This window comes from Allokutzneria multivorans (genome assembly GCF_039537405.1).
In the GTDB taxonomy this organism is placed as follows: domain Bacteria; phylum Actinomycetota; class Actinomycetes; order Mycobacteriales; family Pseudonocardiaceae; genus Allokutzneria; species Allokutzneria multivorans.
Map to the genome: position 1 here is coordinate 270,224 of NZ_BAABAL010000018.1, position 20,663 is coordinate 290,886.

A 20,663-nucleotide genomic window follows, 5' to 3' on the forward strand; every position below is an offset into this window, starting at 1 on the left:
CGGGAGGAGGACGACATGCTCGCACGCAACGCGGAATCGCTGTACTGGATCGGCCGCTACGTCGAACGCGCCGACGACACCGCCCGCATTCTCGACGTCTCAGTGCACCAGTTGCTCGAAGACGCCACGGTCAACCCCGACTCGACGAGCCGCCAGCTGCTCGGCGTTCTGGGCATCGCGCCGCCCGAGCACCTGTCACTGGACGCGTGGTCGCTGACCGAACTCGTCGCCTACTCCCCCGACCAGATCGGCTCCATCACGTCGTCCCTGACCAGCGCACGGGAGAACACGCGGGGCGCGCGCGAGGTCGTCTCGACGGAGATGTGGGAGTGCCTCAACGCGACCTGGAACGCGATTGCCGAGCGGCAGCGCTACGCCCGGCGCGTCGGTCCGCACGCGTTCTTCTCCTTCATCGAGGAGCGCGCCGCGATGTTCGCCGGGCTCGCCGACTCCACGATGAGCCGCGACGACGGCTGGCGCTTCCTCGTGTTGGGCCGCTCGGTGGAGCGCGTGGACATGGTGGTGCGGCTGCTGTTGTCCCGCGTCGGTGACAAGCTCTCCTCGCCCGGGTGGGTCACGGTGTTGCGGTCTGCTGGCGCTCAGGACACCTACCTGCGGACTTATCGCGGAGCGATCGACGCGGGCCGTGTTGTGCAGTTCCTGTTGCTGGACAGGCTTTTCCCGCGTTCGGTCTTCCACGCGTTGCGCCAGGCGGAGGCGTGCCTGGAGCAACTGGACCAGCGGCCGAGCGTGCGGATCGGGGCCAAGGCCGAGGCGTTGCGGCTGCTCGGGCGGGCTCGCAGCGACCTGGAGTTCCTGCGCCCGGCCGACCTGCTGGAGGACTTGCCCAGTCGGCTCGGCGCGTTGCAGGACATGATCCACGAGGTCGGCGAGGCGGTGTCGTTGCAGTACTTCCACTCCGCGCCGTGGGTGGCGTGGAACAACGCGGAGGTGGTCTCGTGAGCTGGCGCGTCCGCGTGGTGCACAGCACCGGTTACAGCTACTCCGCGCCGGTCGTGCAGTCCTTCAACGAGGTGCGGCTGACCCCGCGCGGTGATCACCGGCAGGAGGTCGTGGTCAACCGCGTCGAGACCACTCCGGCGACGCGCGCCTACCGCTACACCGACTACTGGCGCAACACGGTGACCTCCTTCGACCTGCACGCGCCGCACACCGAGCTGAAGATCGTCGGCTCGTCAGTGGTGGAGACCGCGGCGGCGGGCGATCCCGTGACCACCGCGACGTGGAACCGGCTGCGCTCCGAGGACGTCATCGACCGCTACACCGAGTACCTGGAGGCGACTTCGACCGTGCCCCGCCACCGCGAGCTGGCCGCCGTGGCGCGCGAGCTGCGTCGTGGGGCGAGCCCGGCCGACGCGGTGCTCAACGTGGCCAACTGGGTGCACGAGCACCTGACCTACCAGTCGGGCCGGACGAGCGTGCGCAGCTCGGCCGTTGACGCCTGGCAGGCCAAGGAGGGCGTCTGCCAGGACTTCGCACACCTGAGCCTGTTGCTGTTGCGCGCCATAGGGATTCCCGCGCGCTACGTGTCCGGGTACCTGCACACCAACCCCGACGGCGAAGTGCGTGAGACGGTCAAGGGTGAGAGCCACGCGTGGGTGGAGGCGTGGACCGGCGGCTGGTGGGGCTACGACCCGACCAACGCGATCCCCGTGGGGCACCGGCACGTCTGGGTGGCGCTCGGCCGCGACTACTCCGACGTGGCACCGCTGAAGGGGATCTACTCCGGCGGCGCCGCCTCCGCGCTGGAGGTGGATGTGGAGATCACCCGCCTGGCGTAAACCTCGGATTCCCTGAATGAGTCATTGGGGACGCTAGATTCCCTCAATGAGTCATTCAGCGCACATCGGGGACAGGGTGCGGGAGTTGCTCGCCGCGCACGATCCCGGCAGCACCGATCGCCTGGAGTTCCTGCGCGCCCGCTTCGACGCGGGCCTGGCGTGGGTGCACTACCCGGTCGGGCTCGGCGGGCTGGCCGCGCCCAGGGAGCTGCAACGGGTCGTCGACGCGGAGCTGGAAGAGGCAGGGGCGCCCGACAACGACCCGCGCCGGATCGGCATCGGTCTCGGCATGGCCGCGCCGACCGTGCTGACCTACGGCACCGAGGAGCAGAAGAACCGCTTCCTTCGTCCACTGTGGACGGGCGAGGAGGTGTGGTGCCAGCTCTTCAGCGAGCCGGGCGCGGGCTCGGACCTGGCGGCGCTGGGCACCCGCGCGGTGCGCGACGGCGATGACTGGATCGTCACCGGGCAGAAGGTGTGGACCTCCAGCGCGCACTCCGCGCGCTGGGCGATCCTGCTCGCCCGCACCGATCCCGAGCTGCCGAAGCACCAGGGCATCACCTACTTCGTCTGCGACATGAGCGCACCCGGCGTCGAAGTGCGACCGCTGCGCCAGATCACCGGCGAGGCCGAGTTCAACGAGGTCTTCCTGACCGACGTGCGGATCCCCGACGCGCACCGGCTCGGCGAGGTCGGCGAGGGGTGGAAGGTCGCGCGGACCACGCTGATGAACGAGCGCGTGGCGATCGGCGGCGCCGCGATCCCGCGCGAGGGCGGGATGATCGGCATCGTCGCCGGCACCTGGCGGGAGCGCCCGGAGCTGCGCACACCCGAACTGCACGCGCGCCTGGTCAAGCTGTGGGCGCGGGCGGAGGCGCTGCGGCTGACCGGGGTGCGCCTGCGCCAGCAACTCGCGGCGGGCGGACCGGGTCCGGAGGGCTCCGGCATGAAGCTGGCCTTCGCCAAGCTCGCGCAGGACATCTCCGGCTTCGAGGTCGAGCTGATGGCCGAGGAGGGCCTGCGCTACGACGACTGGACGTTGCGGCGGCCGGACATCGTCGACTTCACCGGGCGCGGGCCCGGCTACCGCTACCTGCGCGCGAAGGGCAACTCGATCGAGGGTGGCACCTCGGAGATCCTGCGCAACATCATCGCCGAGCGCGTGCTCGGCCTGCCGACCGAACCGCGCTCCGACGCCGGCCCGTGGAAGGACCTCCCGCGATGAACCTGCTGTACACCGAGATCGAGGAAGATCTCCGAGCGAGCGTCCGCGCGGTGCTGACCGACCACTGCCCGCCCTCGGCGGTGCTCGCGCGCCTGGAGTCCGATTCGTCGTACGACGCTTCCCTGTGGGAACTGCTCGCTTCGCTCGGCGCGTTGGGGCTGCACGTGCCGGAGGAACACGGCGGCCAGGGCGCTTCGCTGCGCGAGACAGCTGTGGTGCTGGAGGAACTCGGCCGCTTCACCGCGCCGGTTCCGTTCCTCGGCAGCGCGGTGCTCGCGACGACCGCGCTGGTGGCGTGCGAGTCCGACCTGGTGGCTTCGCTCGCTTCGGGTACCACAGTTGGGGCGCTCGCCGTTCCGCTCACCACGGCGCCAGGATCTCCTTTCCCCGCAACCGTTTCCGTCGAGGATGGCCTGCTCACCGGGCGTGTGACGTCTGTGGTGGACGCGGGGGCGGCCTCGCTGCTCGTCGTTCCGGTGGAGGGTCCAGCGCTGTACGCGGTGCGCGCCGACTCCCCCGGGGTCACCGTGACCGAGGTGGTGTCGCTCGACATGACGCGCCGCATCGCCGACGTGTCTTTGGCATCCACCCCAGGTGTTGTCATCGCATCGGGTGATCGCGCCACGGCCGCGGTGCAGTCCGCGCTGCGCGTCGGCGCGGGCTTGCTGGCCTCGGAGCAGGTCGGCATCGCGGAAGCGTGCCTGGAGCAGACGGTCCGCTACGTCAAGGAGCGTCACCAGTTCGGGCGCGCGATCGGCTCGTTCCAGGCGATCAAGCACCGGCTCGCCGACCTCTGGCTGGAGCTCGTGTGCGCCCGCGCCACCGCCCGGCACGCGGCGGACGTGCTGGCCACGGGCTCGGCCGACGCCGATGTCGCAGTGGCGCTCGCCCAGTCGGAGTGCTCGGAGCTGGCCGTTCGCGCGGCCGAGGAAACCGTTCAGCTGCACGGCGGGATCGGCATGACCTGGGAGCACCCGGCGCACCTTTCGCTCAAGCGGGCAAAGGTCGGCCAGCTCGCTCTGGGAACACCCGGCGAACACCGGAGGACATTGGGCCGCTTGGTCCATCTTCCGATGGACATACCGTCGATGGGGCAAACGTGAGGCGTGGTTCAATGCGCGACATGACCTCCAGGACCCTTCCCGAGGAACTGTTCCTGCTCGCCCTCGACGACGAGGACGGCAAGCTGCACTCGGGAGACGCTGTCGTGCTCGGCCTCGCCGGCGCCGAGCTCACCGAACTGGCACTCGCCGACCGCATCGCGTTCGAGGACAAGAAGATCGTCGTCACCGACGCGAAGCCCGTCGGTGACGCCGCGCTCGACTCCGCGCTGGCCGGGCTGGTGGAGAAGGGCGAGCCCGTCAAGCCGTCCTCGTGGCTGAACAAGGCGAAGAAGCACACCCGCGACACCTACGCCGACCGCCTGTCCAACGCCGGTGTGATCGAGGAGAACAGCAAGAAGGTCCTCGGCCTCATCCCCGTGCACCGCTTCCCCGTCAAGGACGCCGCCGCCAAGGCGGAGATCAAGGCGCGCCTGGACAAGGTCGTGCTCGGCGGCGCCGACGGCGACGACCGCACCGCCGCGCTCGGCGCGCTGCTGCACGCCTGCAAGCTCGGCCGCCACGTCTACCCCGGCGGCGAGGGCAGCGACGCCCGCTCCCGCCTCAAGGAGCTGGCCAGCGACGACGCCGCGGCCAAGGGCGTTTCGCAGGCGCTGGCCGCGATCAACGCCGCGGTCACCGCGACCGTCGTCGCCGCCGTCGTCTCCAGCCAGGCCGCCAGCGGCCAGTAGCACTCCGCCGCTGTCCCTCTCCACCTCCGAAGGCGCCGCGCTCCCACCCGGGACGCGGCGCCTTCGCCTTTCTCCGCTGGCCACCGCTTCCCTCCTGCGGGTGGTTGAGCTGGGGGTTCGCCAGTCTTGAAGACCGGCGAACCCTGCGGCCTGCGGGGCGGGGGCTAGGCCTGTCCTGTAGGTGGTTGCGCTGCGGATTCCGGTCACAGTGCCGCCGGGGTTGAGGTGTCTTCAAGACCAGCAAACCGCCCTGTTGATCATCGCTAACCGCCTCAAACCCCGCGGTCTTGCGGGGTTTGCTGTCGTTGGAGACGGTTGGGGCGGGGGTTTGTGGGTCTTGAAGACCGGCGAACCCTGCGGCCTGCGGGACGGGGGCTAGTGGGGGGCGCCGCAGCAGACCTGCTGTTGCCATTCGGGGGTGTGCCACCAGGTGTCGGAGTGCTCGTGGCGGAGAGCGGGGGTGCGGAGGACCTTGGCTGGGGCCATGCGGGCGGCGGGGGCGGTGAAGGGCTTGAGGAGGTCCTCGACCGTGTGCAGCACCCCGCCGACCATGACCTGGCGAACGGCTGCGGCGGCGTTGATGTCGGCGAGCGGATCACCGTCCACAAAGGACAGATCGGCCATGGCGCCGCGCGCGACGACGCCGAGGCGCCCCTGGTGCCCGAGCCACTTCGCGGTGTTGCCGGTCGCGGTGGTGAGCGCCTCGTGCGGGGTGAAGCCGTAGCGGACCATGGCGCGCAGGTTGGTGTGCAGCGAGATCGCGGGGTTGTCCAGCGGAGCGTCGGTCCCGGAGATCACCAGGCCGCCGCCGCGGTGCACGCGCAGCACCATGTCCACATTGGACTTGAGCAGCGCGCGCACGGCCTCGGCGGCGGGGAGCTTGGCGTCGTCGGCCTTCTTCACCAGGCGCTCGTACTCCCACGACGGGTAGAGCGTGCGCGTGCGCCGGTCCTCGACGAGCGAGCGGTCGTCGGCGTACATGACCGAGGAGTTGAACAGCGTCGGGGTGATCGACATCCCGGAGCGCACGAAGAGCGTGATGGCGTCGGAATAGGCCCGCCCGAGCCGGGACACCGTGTGCGAGTAGCCGAGCCGGTTGGTGGCGCCGGTGTGCTCCATGCCGTCCATGCCGATGTGCTCGGCGGGGTAGAGGTAGTGCGAGGACAGCGGCATCCCCGCGCGGTGGGCGGCGTCGATCACCCGCTTCTGGTACTCCACGGGCAACCGCACGTAGGTCTTGATCAGGTCGTACTGGAGTTCACGCGCGCGTTCGAGTTCGAGATCGAGCTGTGCGAAGGACCGCGTGGGGCGCATGAAGTTGTAGTAGACGCGGGAGCCGTCGATGGCCTCGCCGGTGGCGAAGAACCGGGGCCCGACCTGGGCGCCCGCGTCGAGGGCCTCGCGGGTTTCGAGCATCTGGTAGACGGGGTCGCCGGGCGAGCGCGTGGTGGTGATGCCGTAGGCCAGCCAAGCCCGCCCCTGCCGGTCGCCCCACTGCCGTCCGCGCAGGTGCCAGTGGTTGTGCGAGTCGATGAGGCCGGGCATGACGGTCAGCTTCGACGCGTCGACGGTGGCGCGACCGGGCCGCGTGGGCACGACGCCCTCGATGCGGTCGCCGTCCACGATGATGTCGACGTTGCGGCGGAGCTCGCGCGCTTGGCCGTCCCACAGCGCGCCCGCGCGGATGACGGCCTTCTCCTTGACCTCGGGCCGCTTCCAGGTGAGGTCGAGCGGGATCGTCGCGGCACGGCCGCCCTTGATCGACTGAGTTCGCAGGCGCCCGTTGTTGAGGTACAGCAAGGTGTCCGAGCCGATCCACGCGAGCGAGTCGGTGACCTCGCGGGTGATCTGGCGGGCCGCGCCGATGAACTTGCCGCGCGCGTCGACGGGGACGATCCACGCGGTTGACTCGACGACGAACGCGAGGTGCTTGCCGTCGGGCGACCACACCGGGCCGTCGTCACCGCGCGCGGCGATCGAGGCGAACGGCATCGGCTCGGTGTAGGTGAGCGCGCCGCTGGCGAGGTCGACGGTGAGGATCTGGCTGGTGCCCTCGCGGAAGCGCTTGGAGAACGGCTTCACAGCGGCCAGGGCGATCGTGCCGCCGTCCGGGGACCACGTGATGCGGCCCGGCATGAACAGCGTGGGCGTGACCTGCTTCGGAGTTCCTCCAGCGGTGTCAACGATCCACGCGGCGCCATCGTGGTCCTGGTAGGCGATCCTCTTGCCATCGGGCGAGAACCGAGGCGTCAGCTGGGCACCCGAGAGCCCGGTCAGCCTGCGCTCAGCACCAGAAGCGAGATCGCGCACCCACAGGTCGGCGTCGCCCGCGCGGTCGGACACGTACACCAAGGACTTGCCGTCCGGCGCGAAGTCCGGGTCGGAGTTGAAGTAGCCGTCGGAGACGATGCGCTTTGGCCGAGCATCCCCGATCTTGAGCAACCACAAGGCGTTCAGCGCGCGGAACGCGACCTGCTTGCCGTCCGCCGACACAACGGGCGAAGCGATGCCGCGCGCGGCCTGGGCGCGGCGGTCGGTGATGTCGCGGACGAACTGCCGGTAGAGGCGCCGCGTGGTGACCGGAACCGAAGCGGCGAAGGCGATGTCGGCGACGGTTCCGGCACTGAGCCTGCGGCGGCGCACGTGGCCATTGGCCGTGTAGAGCACCTCGTCGGGGGACAACCACGTTGCGGCGAAGCCGAAAACGTCCTCGTCGGAGCTGACGGCCTTGTCCCCCACCACGAGTTCGGCGACCGCGCCGGTGAGCCGCATGTAGGAGAACCCGTTCGGCGCGAACGCGGGGCCGTAGATCTTCGCGCCGCCGGTCGCGGTGACGGCCCTGGTGACGACGCCCGAAGCGATGTCGAGGACGTCGATGGCCGTCTCGTCCACTGTGTACGCGACGCGCTTGCCGTCCGGGGACCACGCGGGCGCGGCCTGCTCGGCGGCGGTGTCGCTCAGCGTGGTGATCTGCTTCGAAGCCAGGTCGAGCCGGAAAACGCCGTAGCTGCCGGTGTTCCCGCGATCGGAGGTGAACACGACCGACTTGCCGTCCGGCGAGAACCGGGGCTCGCGGTTGTCATGGGCGCCCTTGGTCAGCTGTGCGAGCCCGCTGCCGTCCGGGCGCACGGTCCACAGGTGGTAGTTGCCGTCCCGGTAGGACTGGAACACGATCCGCGAGCCGTCGGCCGCGACGTGCGGCAGCGTGGCGTCGGCGAGGTCGTCGGTCAGCCGCCGCGCGGTGCCCCCGCCCTCCCCCACCACCCAGATGGCCGTGACCAGGTCGAACGCGACGACCTTGCCGTCGGCGGAGGCGGACGCGCTGATGTTGGTGCCCTCGGTCAGCTCGACCCGGGGCTTGCCCGCCTGTTCCGCCTCGGCCGGCGCGGCCGCGGCCGTCGAGCCGCTCCCCAGTGCCGCCGCCGCGGCGACGACTCCACTGCTGCGCAACAGGTCCCGACGGTTCAGGTCGAAGCTCATGCGGCTAGCTTCGCACGACCCGCAGGCGCCCACATCGCCGCGCCGGAGCGCGCCCGTTCGGAGCACCCCGGCGCGGCGAACGGCCCAGAGATCGGATCAGCGAGTGCCGAAGTTCTGCGTCCAGTACGTCTTGTACTTGGTGCCGGGCTTCGACACGAACCCGACGCCCAGCTCGCGCAGGTCGCAGTTGAGGATGTTCTTGCGGTGGCCCTCGCTGTTCATCCACTGGCGCACCGTGGTCTCGGCGTCGCGGTAGCCGGCGGCAATGTTCTCCGCCCACGAGCGGCCGACGAATCCGGCACGGGCCATGCGCTCGCCGGGGTTGCTGCCGTCCTTGCCGGTGTGGCTGAAGTAGTTCTGGGCGGCCATGTCGTCGCTGTGCGCCTGCGCGGAGGCGACGAGCTGCGGGTTCGGCGTGAGCGCCGGGCAGCCCGCCTCCGCCCGGTGGCCGTTGGTCAGTTCGAGCACGCGCAGGGTCTCGACGGCCGGGTCGGGGTCCACCTGGGCGTTGGCCGTGCCGGGAGCGAGGGTGGTGGCGAGCACCGCGCCGAGAACAAGCGCGGCCGAGCGGGATCGTGCGGTCATCAGCGATGCCTTTCCGCCGTCCGGAGTACAGGGAACCGCCATGCTCTCCATCACTCATTCGTGTCACTACCCCCGAACGGACCGTGCGTTTTCGCGATTTCGAATCGTGCTAACGGCGGTACTCAGCCCGCGTAGACGTCCTCAACGTAACGGTCCGTAGCGATCAGCTCGTCCAGCCAGCGCTGCGAAGCCGCCTCGTCGGCACCGGTGCGGGCGGCGTGGATCGCGAGGAAGCTCTGCCGCACCGCCGGGCTCATCCGGCGTCCGTCACCGCACACGAGCACGCGCGCCCCCGCCTCCAGCAGCTCCCACACCTCGTCCGCGTCGGCGGCGATGCGGTGCTGGACGAACTCCCAGCCGTGCTCCGGCGCCTTCCAGAAGGTCGGCCGCATCCGGACCGCGCCCGCCGACTCAGCGGCCTCGAACTCGGCGCGGTGCAGGTAGTCCACGTCGGGGTGGTCGCAGCCGAAGTAGCACAGCGCCGGGCTGGTGACCCCGCGCGCGACGCGGTCGGCGATGCCACCACGGAACGGCGCGAGCCCGGTGCCCGCGCTGATCATGATCACCGGCTCGTCCTCGGTCAGCCGGAACACCTCGCGGCACGGCGAAACACGCGCGCGAACCGTGTCGCCGGGGCGGAGTTCGGTGACGTGGTGCGAGCCGACGCCGACGAAGGAACCGTTGCGCAGCGGGGAAACCATCAGCTCGACAACGTCGGCGGTGTTCTGCGGAGACGACGAGATCGAGTAGTGGCGGGGCCGCATCGGCGCGACGCACCGCAGGAACACCTCGATCGGCAGCGTGCCCGCCGGGTGCGCCTCCATGATGTCGAGCAGGCTGTCTCCGTTGGCGCGCAACGCCGCGCGCTCCGGTGGGCAGGGGTTGTGCTCAGCCAGCAGGCGCACGTGCTCCTCGGTCGCGGGGTCCTGGAGTTCGACGAAGTGCGTGAGCAGCTGGCGCACGGTCACCGGCCGATCGATCGGCAGCGGGCAACGACCGGAGAACGCGATCAGCTCGTCCAAGTCCAGTCGCAGCACCCTCGCGGCGCGCGAGACCTGCTCCGGGCGGTTGTCCGGCAGCACGGTCAGGTGGTCGGCCGTGCGGTAGGTGACGCCCGAGGGCAGTGCGATGCGGAGGTGGCGCTTCGAACGGCCGAGCGGGTGATCGACGTCGACCAGTTCTTCGTTGGACAGCACGGTCATCCGCTGGAGCCCGTGCCGCGCGTCAAGGGCCGACGTGGCATCCCCGCCCAACGAGACGACCGTCCACTGAGGACTCTCCTGGGGCTTGGCCGTCGGGTCGCCGTAGGCCTCCAGCAGCGCCTGCCACATCCGCGTGCTCCACCCGGCCACGTCACCGTCCAGGTCGCCGGACGCGTCAGCTTCACCGCGCTCCACCAGGCGATTCGCGCCAGCCGAAGCCAGACCGGCGTCGAGCAGGGTCGGCATCCGCTGGTAGGTGGCCGCCCAGTTGCGGTCGCCGACGCCGAGCACCGCGTAGTTCACCCCAGAACCGTCCATTTCGGACAGTGCGGCGGTGAACGCCACCGCGGCGTCGGTGGGGCGGCCGTTGTAGGAAGCCGCGACGATCACCACGGGGCCGTCCGTGGGCAGCCCGCCCGCGTAGTCGTCCAGCGGTGCGACGGCCGTGTCGAAGCCGAATTCCTTGCCGTCGTCGGCGATGCGGCGCGCGAACTCGCGGCAGGTGCCGAGGTTCGAGCCGTGCAGCACGCGCAGCGCCGTCCCGGCCTTGGCCTGCCCGGCGACCGCGCGCTCCACGTCCTGCGCCTGCTCAACGGCGGTGAACCGGGTGGTCCTGCGCGCGAGTTTCAACGTGAAGCCGCTGGGCTTGAGGGTCAGCGTCTCCTTGACGTCCAGTTGGTAGTCGGCGTGGTCGATGAGCCGGTAGCGGTGGATCAGCAGACCGAGCAGCAACGTGGCTTCGTGCAAGGCGAACTGGCGGCCGATGCACGCGCGCTCTCCCGTGCCGAACGGCTTGAACGCGTGCACCGGGCGTACCTTCTCGCGCTCGGGCGTGAAACGGTCGGGGTCGAACGCCTCGACGTTGTCGCCCCACACCGGATCGCGGTGCAGCGCGGGCGCGAGCACGATGACCCACTGTCCTTTGTGGATCGACTGGCCGCCGAGCGTGGTGTCCACGGTGGCCTCACGCGCGAAAGCCGCTGCCGTGGGCCACAAACGCAGCGCCTCGTTGAGGATCTGCCGGACGTAGCGGAGCTTGCCGACATCGGCGAAGTCGGGGTCGGGGCGCTCGGCGTCGCCCCACATCGCGTCGACCTCGGCCTGCGCGCGGGCCAGCACCACGGGGTTCTTGACCAGGTAGTGCAGCGCGAAGGACAGCGCGCCGGAGGTGGTCTCGTGCCCGGCGATCAGGAAGGTGATCACCTGGTTGCGGATGTTGACCTCGTCGAGCCCGCCCTCGCCGAGCATCAGCCCCAGCAGGTCGTCCTCGCTCTGCTCCCCGCCGGCCTTCCGGGCGGCGATCACGTCGTCGACGATCTTGTTCATCAGCGCGACGTCGGCGTCGAAGCGCCTGTCGTCGTTGCGGTGCAACGGCGCGGTCCACGGTAGTTGGCGGGTCTTCGCCTGCACGTAGCCGAGGCTGCGGCCGAGCGCGCTGACGAAGGGGTGCTCGGTGTCGCGGTCGAAGGAGCCGAAGTCGTAGCCGAACCCCGCCAGACCGATCGTGTCCATGGTCAGCTTCGTCATGTCCTCGGGAACACCAACGGGCGCGCCGTCGACGTGCCGGTCCCAGTGCTCGATCAGCGTTCTGGCCACGCGGAGCATCGTCGGGTGGTAGGTGCGCATCGAGCTCATCGCGAAGGCGGGCAGCAGCACGTCGTGCGCCTTCTGCCAGTTCGGCTCGTCGTTGTAGGCGGTGAACAGCCCGTCCCCGGCGATCTTGCGGACCATCTCCAGGCCGGGCGCGAGGTGCTTGGCGAAGCGGCTCTCGTCGGAGACCTCGGCGACCAGGTCGGCCCCGCACACGAACACGACCTCGCGGTCCAGGAAGCGGCGGGTGAAGATCGGCCCGAGCGAGCGGGCGTTGGCCAGCGCGGTCTGCACGGGACGTCGGCGAACGTCCCCGCCGAGCAGGTCGCCGAGCAGGGGGAGGCGGTGGGGCGGGTGCGGGAGCCGGCTGGTGTCCATGTGATCAACGGTTCCAGCGCCCGGGTGCCCGATCGGTCATCCGTACTACACAATCCTGTAGTGCACTCCGAACGATCCGGTGTTGACGGCCTGATGGAGCTGTTGGTATCGACCGAGGTCATCGCCGCTTTCCGGGACCGCGAAGGCCGCTACGTCTGGGCCTCCCCCGCCTATGAGCGGATGGTCGGCGGCGCGGTGGCCGGGACGACTGTTGGCGACTGGGCCACCGCCGCGACCGCCGAGCGCGTGCGTGCCGAGGACGAACGCGTGTGGAGCGGTCGCGCGGTGCGGTGGTCGCCGGAGAACCCCGGTCACTTCACGACGGCTTCAGGTGAGCGGGTGTGGCTGGCGGGGCGGAAGTCCCTTGTCGGCGGGCCGCTGCTGGGCATGATCGCGGTTGACACGAGCGCATGGCTCGCCGATCGGCGAGCGCTGACCGCCGCGCAGACCCGCCTCAGCCGCTTCCTCGCGCACGCCCCAGCGGTCTCGACGATCACCGACGCTGAGCACCGCTACGTCTGGGTCGGCGGCCTCGGCCCGGAGGAAGCCTTGGGGCGCTTGGTCTCCGAGGTCCTGCCGCCCGAGCTGGCCGCGCAGGTCGTCGAGCAGAACGCGGCGGTGCTCGCGTCGGGCAACTCGCGGCAGGTCCGGGTCAGCTCGGCCACCGAGGAGTGGTCCGGGCACCGCTTCCCGCTGCCGCAACCGGACGGCGGCACGCACGTGGGGACGATCTTGCTCGACGTCACGGAGCAGGAGCGGGCCCGGCGCTCGGCGGCGACCTGGCGCAACCGGTTCCTCGCGCTGCTGGACCGCTCCCCCGTGCCGACCTGCGTCGCGACGAAGCACGGCCGCATCTCCGTCGCGAACCCCGCGATGGCCGCGGCACTCGGCCGACGTCCGCGCGAGCTGGTCGACGCCGATCTGGAAATTCTGTTCAGCACGGCAGACACCGAGACGCACCGGCGGTTGATGCACGAGCTGAGCACGGGGCGGCTGGCTCGTCGGACGTTGCGCGTGAGGTGGGCCGGGCACTCGGGAACCCTTACGGTGCAAGCGGTTCCGGACGACGAAGGTCTGGCACTGCTGGCGACGCTGGCCGTCGACCCGAAGGCTCCGCCCGAGCCGCCACCGTTGTCAGAGCGGGAAAGGGACGTGCTGACGCGCATCGCCGCCGGGGAAAGCACGACCGTGATCGCCCGCGCGCTCGGCCTGACCGCGGAGGGCGTGACCTACCACGTCACGCGCATGGTCAAGCGCTTCGGCGTCCCCAACCGCACGGCACTCGTGGCGCGTGCGTTCACCCTCGGGCTGCTTCCGGTGTAGATGCGCGGCGCAGCCAGGGAAGCAGCAGGCAGGGCACGGCGGCCAGAGCTTCCACGCCCGCGCTGGCCAGCATCACCGGCGTGGTCCCGAACTTTCCGGCCAGCCAGCCGACCGCGGCCATCACCAGCGGCGTGACGCCGAGGGTGAGCAGGGCTTGCACGCTGCTCGTGCGGCCACGGAACGCGTCGTCGGTGTTGGCCTGGCTCAACGATCCGCACATGATCCCCAACGGCCCGCCGAGCAGGCCGATCAGCACGGTGGAGGCCACCGCGAGGCCCAGGTTCGGCGCGAGCGTGGCCCCGGCGATGCCGACCGCTTCGCCGAGCGCGCTCACGGCGATGCCGATGCCGATGTTCCGCCGCACGCGGACGCGGAGCATGACGAGCGCACCGATCGCGGCACCCGCGCCGAACCCGGCGAGCATGAAGCCGATCCCGGGCGGCCCCCACCCGCGCTCCTCCGACAGCAGCGCGAGCCCGATGTTCATCGGCCCGACGAAGCCGATGTTGAACAGCAGGGCCACCAACATCAACGTCCGCAAGAGCCTGTGCGACAACAGGTACCGCAGCCCGGCGCGCAGGGACGCCCAGTACGGCTCGCGCTCGGGAGCCAGCTCGACCGGGCGCGGGCGCAGCTTGCGGAGCGCCAGCAGGGACACCATGAAGGTCACGGCGTTGGCCGCGCACGCCAGCGCGAGCCCGCCCACGGTCACCAGCGCTCCGCCGAGCGGCGCGCCCAGCATCATCGCGGCCCGCACGCCGAGTTCGCGCAGCGCGGCGCCGTCGGAGAGCTGCTCGGTCTCCAGCAGGCGCGGGCGCAGCGATCCGGCGGCGGGCATGAACACCGCGTCCACCGCTCCGAAGATCAGCGCGATCACCACCAGCAGCCAGATCTCCGTTGCGGTGAGGGCGATCCCGGCCGCCACGAGCATGATCACCGCGCGCAGGGCGTCGCTGCCGACCATCAGCCGGAGCGCGTCGAAGCGGTCGGCCAACGGCCCGCCGAGCACCATCAGCAGCAGCCTCGGCACCGCCGACACGGCCAGCACGACACCGGCGACCCCGGGCGAGGCCAGCTCGACGGCCGCCCAGGACAGGGCGACGTACCAGATCTGGTCACCGAGGACGGAAATCGCCTCGCCCGCGACGTAGCGCCGGTACTGCGGGACCCGGTACGCCGGGACGGCGACGGTCACGGCTTCTCCGGGAACATGTGCAGGAACATGAACACGTGCTCGCGGCCGTCGTCCGCACCGCCCCGGCCCACCTGGGACCACCGGACCAGCACCTCCTGGATCTCCTCGCTCATCGCGCGCAGTTCGCCGGGCGTCAGCCGCAGACCGCCCTCGGTCGTGGTCGCGGCCTCGGTCCATTCCCGCGACCACGAGCCGCGCTGGTAGGCGCTGAGCCGTTCGAGCTGGTCAGCGACCATCTGCGCCTTCACCGTCGCCACGATGGCCTGGCCCTCCGGGTCGGCGAAGTCGGAGTTCGACCAGCTCGTCGAGCCCGGGACCGCGCGCCACCACCGCTCGCGCCGATCGCGCGCCAGCTCCGGCGCCTGCTCGATGTAGCCGGTCTTGCCCAGCTCCCTCAGGTGGTAGCTGACCAGGCCCGGATCGGTCTCCGTGCGCTTGGCCAGCGCACCCGCCGTGGCGGGCCCGAGCTGGGTCAGCAGCCGGTAGAGCTTCCTGCGCAGCGGCTGCGCCAAGCCCTTCAGCACCTCGGGGTCGGTGATCCTGCGGCGTTCGTCCACGCGAGCACGCTACATCCAGAAGAAATCTTCCGGAAGACTTCTTCCGCAACGGGCGCGGGTGGTGCACCTTCTCGGATGATGATCTTGTCGGTGGGCTGGGGGAAGATGGCGGGGTGACCGTCTTGTGCGACTGGATCCGCGCTTACCTGGAGCACATGCAGGCGCGCAAGCTCTCCGCGAACTCGCTGCGCGCCTACCGCAGGGACCTGGAGTCCGTTGCCGAGGACCTGGCCGTGGTGCTCGGCCGCTCCCCCGAGGACATCGTCGTCGAGGAGATCACCAGCGGGCCGCTGCGCTCGGCCTTCGCCCGCTTCGCCGGTCCGCGCTCGGCGGCCTCGGTCACGCGCGCCTGGTCGACGTGGAACGGGTTCTTCGGGTTCCTGGTCATCGAGGGCGCGGCCGTCGGCAACCCGATGCAGGTCGTCCCCAAGCCCCGCACACCGATGCGCGCGCCGAAACCGTTGCAGGGCGAGGACACCCCGGAGCAGCTGCTGCGCCGCGTCGCCGAGGGTGCTCGCGCGGCCCGCAACCCCTGGCCGGAGCGCGACCTCGCCGTGCTGGCGACCTTGCTGTGCACCGGAGTCCGCTCCGCCGAACTGCTGGGGCTGACCGTCGCCTCGCTCGTCGGCCGCCCCGGAGAACGGCGCATCCAGGTCAGCGGCAAGGGCGGCAACCGGCGCTCCGTGCCCATCGAGCGCCCCCTCGACGAGATCATCAACGCCTACCTGGAGAGCAGGCGCGTGCGCTTCGGCCTGCGCGTTCCCGGCGCCGCACCGCTGTTCGTCGACCACCGCGACGAGGCGCTGCGCCGAGGCGGGCTCCAGTACCTCGTGCGCACCTCGCTGCGCGCGGCGGGCGTCGGCGACCGAGTGCAGCGCGGCGCGCTCGTGCACGCGTTCCGGCACACCTTCGCCACCCGGCTCGCCGAGGACGGTGCGTCGGTCATCGAGATCGCCAAGCTCCTCGGCCACGCCTCCATCACCGCGAGCCAGAACTACATCGACGCCACCGCCCGCGAACAACGCATGGCCGCCGGGTCGAACCGCACCTACGCCGCGCTCGCCGAGGTCGCCGACGCGCCCTGAGTGGCACTCCGTTCTCCCCCGCCAGTGGCTCTGGGGTGGCGCGGTCGGGTGACACAGGATCGGTGGCGTGCTGATCCACCCGTGGGACGCCCCCACCGACGACGACCACTGGCGCGCCTGGTTGCGCGCCGGATACGACTTCGGCCAGCTCATCGCGCCCGGGCGTGATCGAGAGTTCCCGGTGGTGGTGCCGACTCATTTCGTGCTGGACGGGGATGAGGTCCTGGTGCACCTGGCTCGGCCGAATCCGGTGTGGGAGGCGTTGGCGGAGAACCCTCGGGTGATGTTGGTCGTTGTTGGGGATTACGCGTATGTGCGATCGTCGTGGAACGGGCCTGGCGCGGTGCCCACGTCGTATTACGCGGCGGTGCAGTTGGAGTGTTCTGCCCGGGTTGTCGATGACGCTTCGGAGAAGGCTGAATTGTTGAACCGGCAGTTGTCGCATTTTGAGCCGGGGAGTGGGAGGCGTCCGGTTTCTGCGGTGGAGGGGCCTGATCGGAGGTTGCTGCCGGGGATTCGGGGGTTGGTGCTTTCTATTACTGGGGTTCGGGCGAAGTTCAAGTTCGGGGGGAACAAGGACTTGGCGCATCGTTCTCGGGTGGCGGGGTACTTGCCTGCTGCTGTTGCTGCTCGGGTGCTGGGTTCCGGCGTGGGGTCGGCTTGACTTCCAGCTGGCACTGGCTGGACTTCCTGGTCGGGGACGGCTGGACATCCAGGTGGGGGACGGCTGGGCTTCCAGCCCGCGCCGTACCAGCGTGGGGTCGGCTTGACCTGGGGGCCCCTTGCGCGTGCCCCTGGGCCTCACAGGGGCACGGGATAGAACACCCGGCCCTCGCGGAAGCGTATGGCACGCGCACCCCAGGTAAAGCCGACCGGTTGCGTTGGCGTCTTGCGTTTTGTGGGGGTTGCGTTTTCGGGCGGTGGGACGCCTGGGAATTCATTCTTTAGGGCCATGATCCACTATTATTTGCGGGTAGAATTGGGGGTATGACCCTCGATGAGCTTCTTGTCGAGGTTGAGGTGAAACAGGCCGCTCTTTGTCATGCGAAAGCGGAACTCGCCACAGCCTTGATCACATTCCACGTCGCCGCTGACGATCGTGATTACCGGTATGTGCAGAATGAGATCGCCTGCGCCCTGCACATCTCCCGACGTGGCGCTGACCGCATCCTGTCCAACGCCTCCGAACTCACTGAACGCCCCCGGGTGCTCGCGGCCCTGGCGGCCGGGTTGATCGACGAAAGCAAGGCGTTGTTGATCGTCGATCAGGTGCGGATCCTGAAAGAACCGCAGGCTTCGATCGCCGAGGCGAATCTGCTGGAGTACGCGCCGACCCGGACCTACACCTCGATCCGGCGGCGTGCTCAGACGTTGATCCACAAACTCGACCCGAAGGCCGCTGACGCTCGTCATGAGGAGAAGCGCAAACGGCGTCTGGTGGAGAAGGTCAACCTGGACGATGGCATGGCCGAGCTGCGTCACACCATGACCGCGCATGACACCGCGATGGCCTTCGACCACGTCGACCGGATCGCGAAGTCTCTGCCCAAGGATGACCGCACCCTGGACCAGAAGCGGGCGGATGTGGCTCGGGATCTGTTGCTGGGTCTCGATACTCCTGCTCCGCAGGGGCAGACGATGGTGTACCTGACGATGCCGATCACCGCGCTGCTCGGTCTGACCGATGATCCGGGCATGCTCGCGGGATACGGGCCGATCCCGACCCGCATCGCCCAGGACATCGCCCAAGGCGGCATCTGGAAGCGGATCTTGACTGATCCGGTGACTGGGATGGCGGAAGAGGTCAGTGACGCCTACCGGCCGTCGCCGAAACAGCGGGAGTTGATCAACGCCCGGTACCCGCGCTGCACAGCGATCGGATGCCAGCAACCCGCCCAACGCTGCGACCTCGATCACTGCCGACCGTTCGACGGCACCAACACCACCATCCGCAACCTGCGGCCGAAATGCCGACACCACCACACCATGAAGACTCACTCCAACTGGAGGTGTAAGAACCTTCCTGACGGCCGACACCAGTGGATGACCCCCAGCGACAGGGTCTACGACACGGAACTGGAACCCATCGCTGAACCGGCGCCCTTCTAGTACGACAGGATCTCCCCCGTGGGCAATTACGACCGGGGCTTGGCTCTGCTCCGCGAACTGGGCGGAGCGGACGAGCCCGCCGTGCTGGAATTGTTCCACCGCATCGGCGCCGACGACTTCGGGGCCGAAGCCGTGGCGTACGTGTACGGCGGGGTCTACCAGCGGGCGGGCTTGTCGTTGGCGCAGCGGCAACTGATCACGGTGGGCGCGTTGGCGGCGGTGGGGTTCGCCGAAGCGCAGTTGCGGTTCCACCTCGCGGCGGCGCGGAACGTGGGGTGCTCGGGGCGGCAGTTGCGGGAAGCCTTGGAGCTGGTGGGTTCCACTGCGGCGGCCGAAGCTGGGCTGGGCGATGAAGGCAGCGGTCTGGACGATCAGGACCGGCACCTGGTGGCGCTCGCGGCCTACACGGCTCTTGGGGGTGTGGCGCCGGAACTCGACGAGCACGTGCGGGCGGTCGGTGACGACAAGGCGGCAGTGGAGGCAGTGCTGCACCTCTCGGTGTACGTGGGGTTCCCGGCCGCGCTGAACGCGCTCACGCGGATCGCGGCCGCCCGTGGGTAGCGACGCGGAAATGCGGTTCCGGGTGCTGGAGGCGATCACCGACAGCAGGCTCAGGGAGGTCGAGCTGCCGGAGCTCTTCCACACCCTGCTGCGCCAGGTGCGGGAGCTGTTCTCCGTCGACACGGCAACGGTGCTGCTGCTGGACCCCAGCGGCGAGCAGTTGGTGGCGAAGGCGACCTTGGGGCTGGAAGCAGAGGTCTTCCAGGGCGTGCGCGTCCCGGTCGGGGCGGGGTTCGCGGGGCGGGTGGCGCAGCTTCGCGAGCCCGTGCAGATCGAGCAGGTCGACGAGTCCACGGTGGCCAACCCGTTGCTGTGGGAGCGGGGGTTGCGGGTGCTGTTGGGGGTGCCGATGGTGGCGCACCACGGCGACCTGGCCGGAGTCCTGCACGTCGGCAGCACCGAGGCCCGCAAGTTCACCGACGAGGAAATCTCGCTGTTGCAGCTGGTCGCGGACCGGCTCGCGATGGCAGCGCACCTGCACCGGTCGGCGTCGGAGCGGACCGCCGTCGCCGTTCTCCAGGACAGCCTGCTGCCCAGCCGCTTGCCGAGCACAGAAGGCTGGGAGATGGCCGCGCGGTACGTGCCCGGCGCCGACAACCACGTCGGTGGCGACTGGTACGACGTGCTGCGCCTGCCCGACGAGCGCATCGGCCTCGTGATCGGGGACGTGGTCGGCAGTGGCCTGCGCGCGGCGGTGGTGATGGGGCGGCTGCGGAGCGCGCTGCGGGCCTACGCGCTGGAGTTCGCCGATCCGGCCGAAGTGCTCGGCAAACTCGACCGGAAGGCGAGCCACTTCGAGGCCAACACGATGGCGACCGTCGCTTACGCGGTGATCGAACCCGCGACGGGCACCATGGAGCTGGCCCTGGCCGGGCACCTGCCGCCGGTCCTCGCGGCGCCCGGGCAGGAGGCGACGTTCGTGGAAGCGCCGGTCGGGCCGCCCGTCGGGTACAACCTGGCCGTGACCGGACGGAAGGGCTCACGCGTCGAAGTGCCCGATGGCGCACTGCTCGCGTTCTACACCGACGGCCTGGTCGAGCGGCGTCACCTGGACCTCGACAGCCGCATGGAGCACCTTCGGCAGGTCGTCTCCGCCACACCACCGGAAACGGCCTGCGCCCGGATCATGGCGGCGCTCGTCGGCGACCAACCGTCCTCCGACGACATCGCGCTGCTGGCGGTGTTTCGAGGAACTTCGCAATGAAGGACTTCCAGCCCCGGCATCCCTAAATTTCGCTCATGTCCATCGCGAGTGAACTGCTGCCCGACGAGCGGCAGCTGTGGTCCGGCAAGCCCGTCCGCTACCCGGTGTTCACCGCGTCGGACATCGTGATGGTGCCGTTCAGCCTGCTGTGGTGCGGATTCGCCATCTTCTGGCTCAGTAGCGCGGTCAGGGCCGGGGCTCCGCCGATGTTCCCCGTCGTCGGCAGCGTCTTCGTGGCGGTCGGGGTCTACTTCGTGGCCGGACGGCTGGTCGTGCGGTGGAGCACCCTGCGCAGCACCGTCTACGTGGTGACCGACCGCCGAGTGATCGTCATCTCCGCTCCCCTGGGGTTCACCCGCACGCGCTCGGCGTACCTTCGCGACCTCGCACCGCCGGCGATGAGCACCCGGGAGGACGGCAGCGGCACCATCACCTTCGGGGACCGTTCGCCCTGGGACGATCTCATGCGGCTCAACGGAGGGCGGATCACCCCTCGTCCGATCGCCATCGAAGCCATCGACGAGGCGCGCCACGTCCGGGCGATCATCAGCAAGGCCCAGTAGCTCCGCCGCATC

17 protein-coding genes are annotated in these 20,663 nt (G+C 70.0%); 12 read left to right on the forward strand and 5 right to left on the reverse strand.

Annotated elements, in window-relative coordinates; all coding sequences use genetic code 11:
• Positions 1-15: 15 nt before the first annotated feature.
• Genes ABD798_RS25340 through ABD798_RS25360 form a run of 5 tightly spaced genes read left to right on the forward strand, consistent with a single transcriptional unit; the run spans position 16 to position 4,819 of the window.
• Complete coding sequence (locus ABD798_RS25340) at positions 16-963, forward strand: alpha-E domain-containing protein (RefSeq protein WP_344879508.1); 948 nt, start codon at positions 16-18, stop codon at positions 961-963.
• A complete protein-coding gene (locus tag ABD798_RS25345; protein WP_344879511.1) occupies positions 960-1,802 on the forward strand; it encodes a transglutaminase family protein in 843 nt (280 codons plus the stop codon). Before ABD798_RS25340 ends, ABD798_RS25345 begins: the two co-directional genes overlap by 4 nt.
• A gap of 46 nt (positions 1,803-1,848) precedes the next feature.
• A complete protein-coding gene (locus tag ABD798_RS25350; protein WP_344879514.1) occupies positions 1,849-3,027 on the forward strand; it encodes an acyl-CoA dehydrogenase family protein in 1,179 nt (392 codons plus the stop codon).
• The gene (locus tag ABD798_RS25355; protein WP_344879517.1) at positions 3,024-4,130 is read left to right on the forward strand and encodes an acyl-CoA dehydrogenase family protein; all 1,107 of its coding nucleotides are present in this window, start codon (positions 3,024-3,026) and stop codon (positions 4,128-4,130) included. Before ABD798_RS25350 ends, ABD798_RS25355 begins: the two co-directional genes overlap by 4 nt.
• 20 nt (positions 4,131-4,150) lie before the next feature.
• Positions 4,151-4,819 carry a GOLPH3/VPS74 family protein gene (locus ABD798_RS25360; protein ID WP_344879520.1) on the forward strand — a complete coding sequence of 223 codons (669 nt, stop codon included), beginning with the start codon at positions 4,151-4,153 and terminating at the stop codon, positions 4,817-4,819.
• A gap of 375 nt (positions 4,820-5,194) precedes the next feature.
• Here ABD798_RS25360 and ABD798_RS25365 read toward each other — a convergent pair whose 3' ends face one another.
• From ABD798_RS25365 to ABD798_RS25375, 3 genes are all read right to left on the reverse strand, one after another.
• Entirely contained in the window at positions 5,195-8,299 is a 3,105-nt protein-coding gene (locus ABD798_RS25365) for an amidohydrolase family protein (RefSeq protein ID WP_344879523.1), read from the reverse strand.
• Between the two features lie 96 nt (positions 8,300-8,395).
• Positions 8,396-8,884 (reverse strand): CAP domain-containing protein, encoded by a 489-nt coding sequence (locus ABD798_RS25370; protein ID WP_344879525.1) that lies wholly within the window; start codon positions 8,882-8,884, stop codon positions 8,396-8,398.
• Positions 8,885-9,006: 122 nt separating this feature from the next.
• Positions 9,007-12,054, reverse strand: a complete 3,048-nt coding sequence (locus ABD798_RS25375) for a bifunctional cytochrome P450/NADPH--P450 reductase (RefSeq protein WP_344879527.1) — start codon at positions 12,052-12,054, stop codon at positions 9,007-9,009.
• A 60-nt stretch (positions 12,055-12,114) separates the two neighbouring features.
• Here ABD798_RS25375 and ABD798_RS25380 point away from each other — a divergent pair, with 60 nt between their 5' ends.
• Positions 12,115-13,377: a PAS domain-containing protein gene (locus ABD798_RS25380; protein ID WP_344879530.1), complete on the forward strand. Its 1,263-nt coding sequence runs from the start codon at positions 12,115-12,117 to the stop codon at positions 13,375-13,377.
• On the opposite strand, the gene ABD798_RS25385 is transcribed toward ABD798_RS25380, so the two are convergent.
• Positions 13,352-14,572, reverse strand: a complete 1,221-nt coding sequence (locus ABD798_RS25385) for an MFS transporter (RefSeq protein WP_344879533.1) — start codon at positions 14,570-14,572, stop codon at positions 13,352-13,354. The two genes, ABD798_RS25380 and ABD798_RS25385, sit on opposite strands and share 26 nt — an antisense overlap.
• The gene (locus ABD798_RS25390; RefSeq protein ID WP_344879536.1) at positions 14,569-15,129 is read right to left on the reverse strand and encodes a helix-turn-helix domain-containing protein; all 561 of its coding nucleotides are present in this window, start codon (positions 15,127-15,129) and stop codon (positions 14,569-14,571) included. Before ABD798_RS25390 ends, ABD798_RS25385 begins: the two co-directional genes overlap by 4 nt.
• Positions 15,130-15,242: 113 nt before the next feature.
• Between ABD798_RS25390 and ABD798_RS25395 the strand changes: the two genes are divergently transcribed.
• The 6 genes from ABD798_RS25395 to ABD798_RS25420 all read left to right on the forward strand — a co-directional run bounded on the left by ABD798_RS25395 (position 15,243) and on the right by ABD798_RS25420 (position 20,651).
• The gene (locus tag ABD798_RS25395; RefSeq protein ID WP_344879539.1) at positions 15,243-16,214 is read left to right on the forward strand and encodes a tyrosine-type recombinase/integrase; all 972 of its coding nucleotides are present in this window, start codon (positions 15,243-15,245) and stop codon (positions 16,212-16,214) included.
• A 67-nt stretch (positions 16,215-16,281) separates the two neighbouring features.
• Positions 16,282-16,878 (forward strand): FMN-binding negative transcriptional regulator, encoded by a 597-nt coding sequence (locus tag ABD798_RS25400; protein ID WP_344879542.1) that lies wholly within the window; start codon positions 16,282-16,284, stop codon positions 16,876-16,878.
• 323 nt (positions 16,879-17,201) lie between these two features.
• Entirely contained in the window at positions 17,202-18,323 is a 1,122-nt protein-coding gene (locus tag ABD798_RS25405; protein ID WP_344879545.1) for an HNH endonuclease signature motif containing protein, read from the forward strand.
• 18 nt (positions 18,324-18,341) lie between these two features.
• Positions 18,342-18,884 carry a carboxymuconolactone decarboxylase family protein gene (locus ABD798_RS25410; protein WP_344879548.1) on the forward strand — a complete coding sequence of 181 codons (543 nt, stop codon included), beginning with the start codon at positions 18,342-18,344 and terminating at the stop codon, positions 18,882-18,884.
• Positions 18,885-18,894: 10 nt separating this feature from the next.
• On the forward strand, positions 18,895-20,088 hold the full coding sequence (locus ABD798_RS25415) for a PP2C family protein-serine/threonine phosphatase (protein ID WP_344879551.1): 1,194 nt from the start codon (positions 18,895-18,897) through the stop codon (positions 20,086-20,088).
• A 35-nt stretch (positions 20,089-20,123) separates the two neighbouring features.
• Positions 20,124-20,651 carry a hypothetical protein gene (locus ABD798_RS25420; RefSeq protein ID WP_344879554.1) on the forward strand — a complete coding sequence of 176 codons (528 nt, stop codon included), beginning with the start codon at positions 20,124-20,126 and terminating at the stop codon, positions 20,649-20,651.
• The last annotated feature ends 12 nt before the right edge of the window (positions 20,652-20,663 follow it).

Excerpts from the sequence above, each read along its gene's own strand:
- ABD798_RS25340 (WP_344879508.1), top strand. The coding sequence starts at position 16 with ATGCTCGCACGCAACGCGGAATCGCTGTACTGGATCGGCCGCTACGTC.
- ABD798_RS25375 (WP_344879527.1), bottom strand. The coding sequence starts at position 12,054 with ATGGACACCAGCCGGCTCCCGCACCCGCCCCACCGCCTCCCCCTGCTC.
- ABD798_RS25350 (WP_344879514.1), top strand. The coding sequence starts at position 1,849 with ATGAGTCATTCAGCGCACATCGGGGACAGGGTGCGGGAGTTGCTCGCC.
- ABD798_RS25360 (WP_344879520.1), top strand. The coding sequence starts at position 4,151 with ATGACCTCCAGGACCCTTCCCGAGGAACTGTTCCTGCTCGCCCTCGAC.
- ABD798_RS25365 (WP_344879523.1), bottom strand. The coding sequence starts at position 8,299 with ATGAGCTTCGACCTGAACCGTCGGGACCTGTTGCGCAGCAGTGGAGTC.
- ABD798_RS25405 (WP_344879545.1), top strand. The coding sequence starts at position 17,202 with ATGACCCTCGATGAGCTTCTTGTCGAGGTTGAGGTGAAACAGGCCGCT.
- ABD798_RS25370 (WP_344879525.1), bottom strand. The coding sequence starts at position 8,884 with ATGACCGCACGATCCCGCTCGGCCGCGCTTGTTCTCGGCGCGGTGCTC.
- ABD798_RS25415 (WP_344879551.1), top strand. The coding sequence starts at position 18,895 with ATGCGGTTCCGGGTGCTGGAGGCGATCACCGACAGCAGGCTCAGGGAG.
- ABD798_RS25420 (WP_344879554.1), top strand. The coding sequence starts at position 20,124 with ATGTCCATCGCGAGTGAACTGCTGCCCGACGAGCGGCAGCTGTGGTCC.
- ABD798_RS25355 (WP_344879517.1), top strand. The coding sequence starts at position 3,024 with ATGAACCTGCTGTACACCGAGATCGAGGAAGATCTCCGAGCGAGCGTC.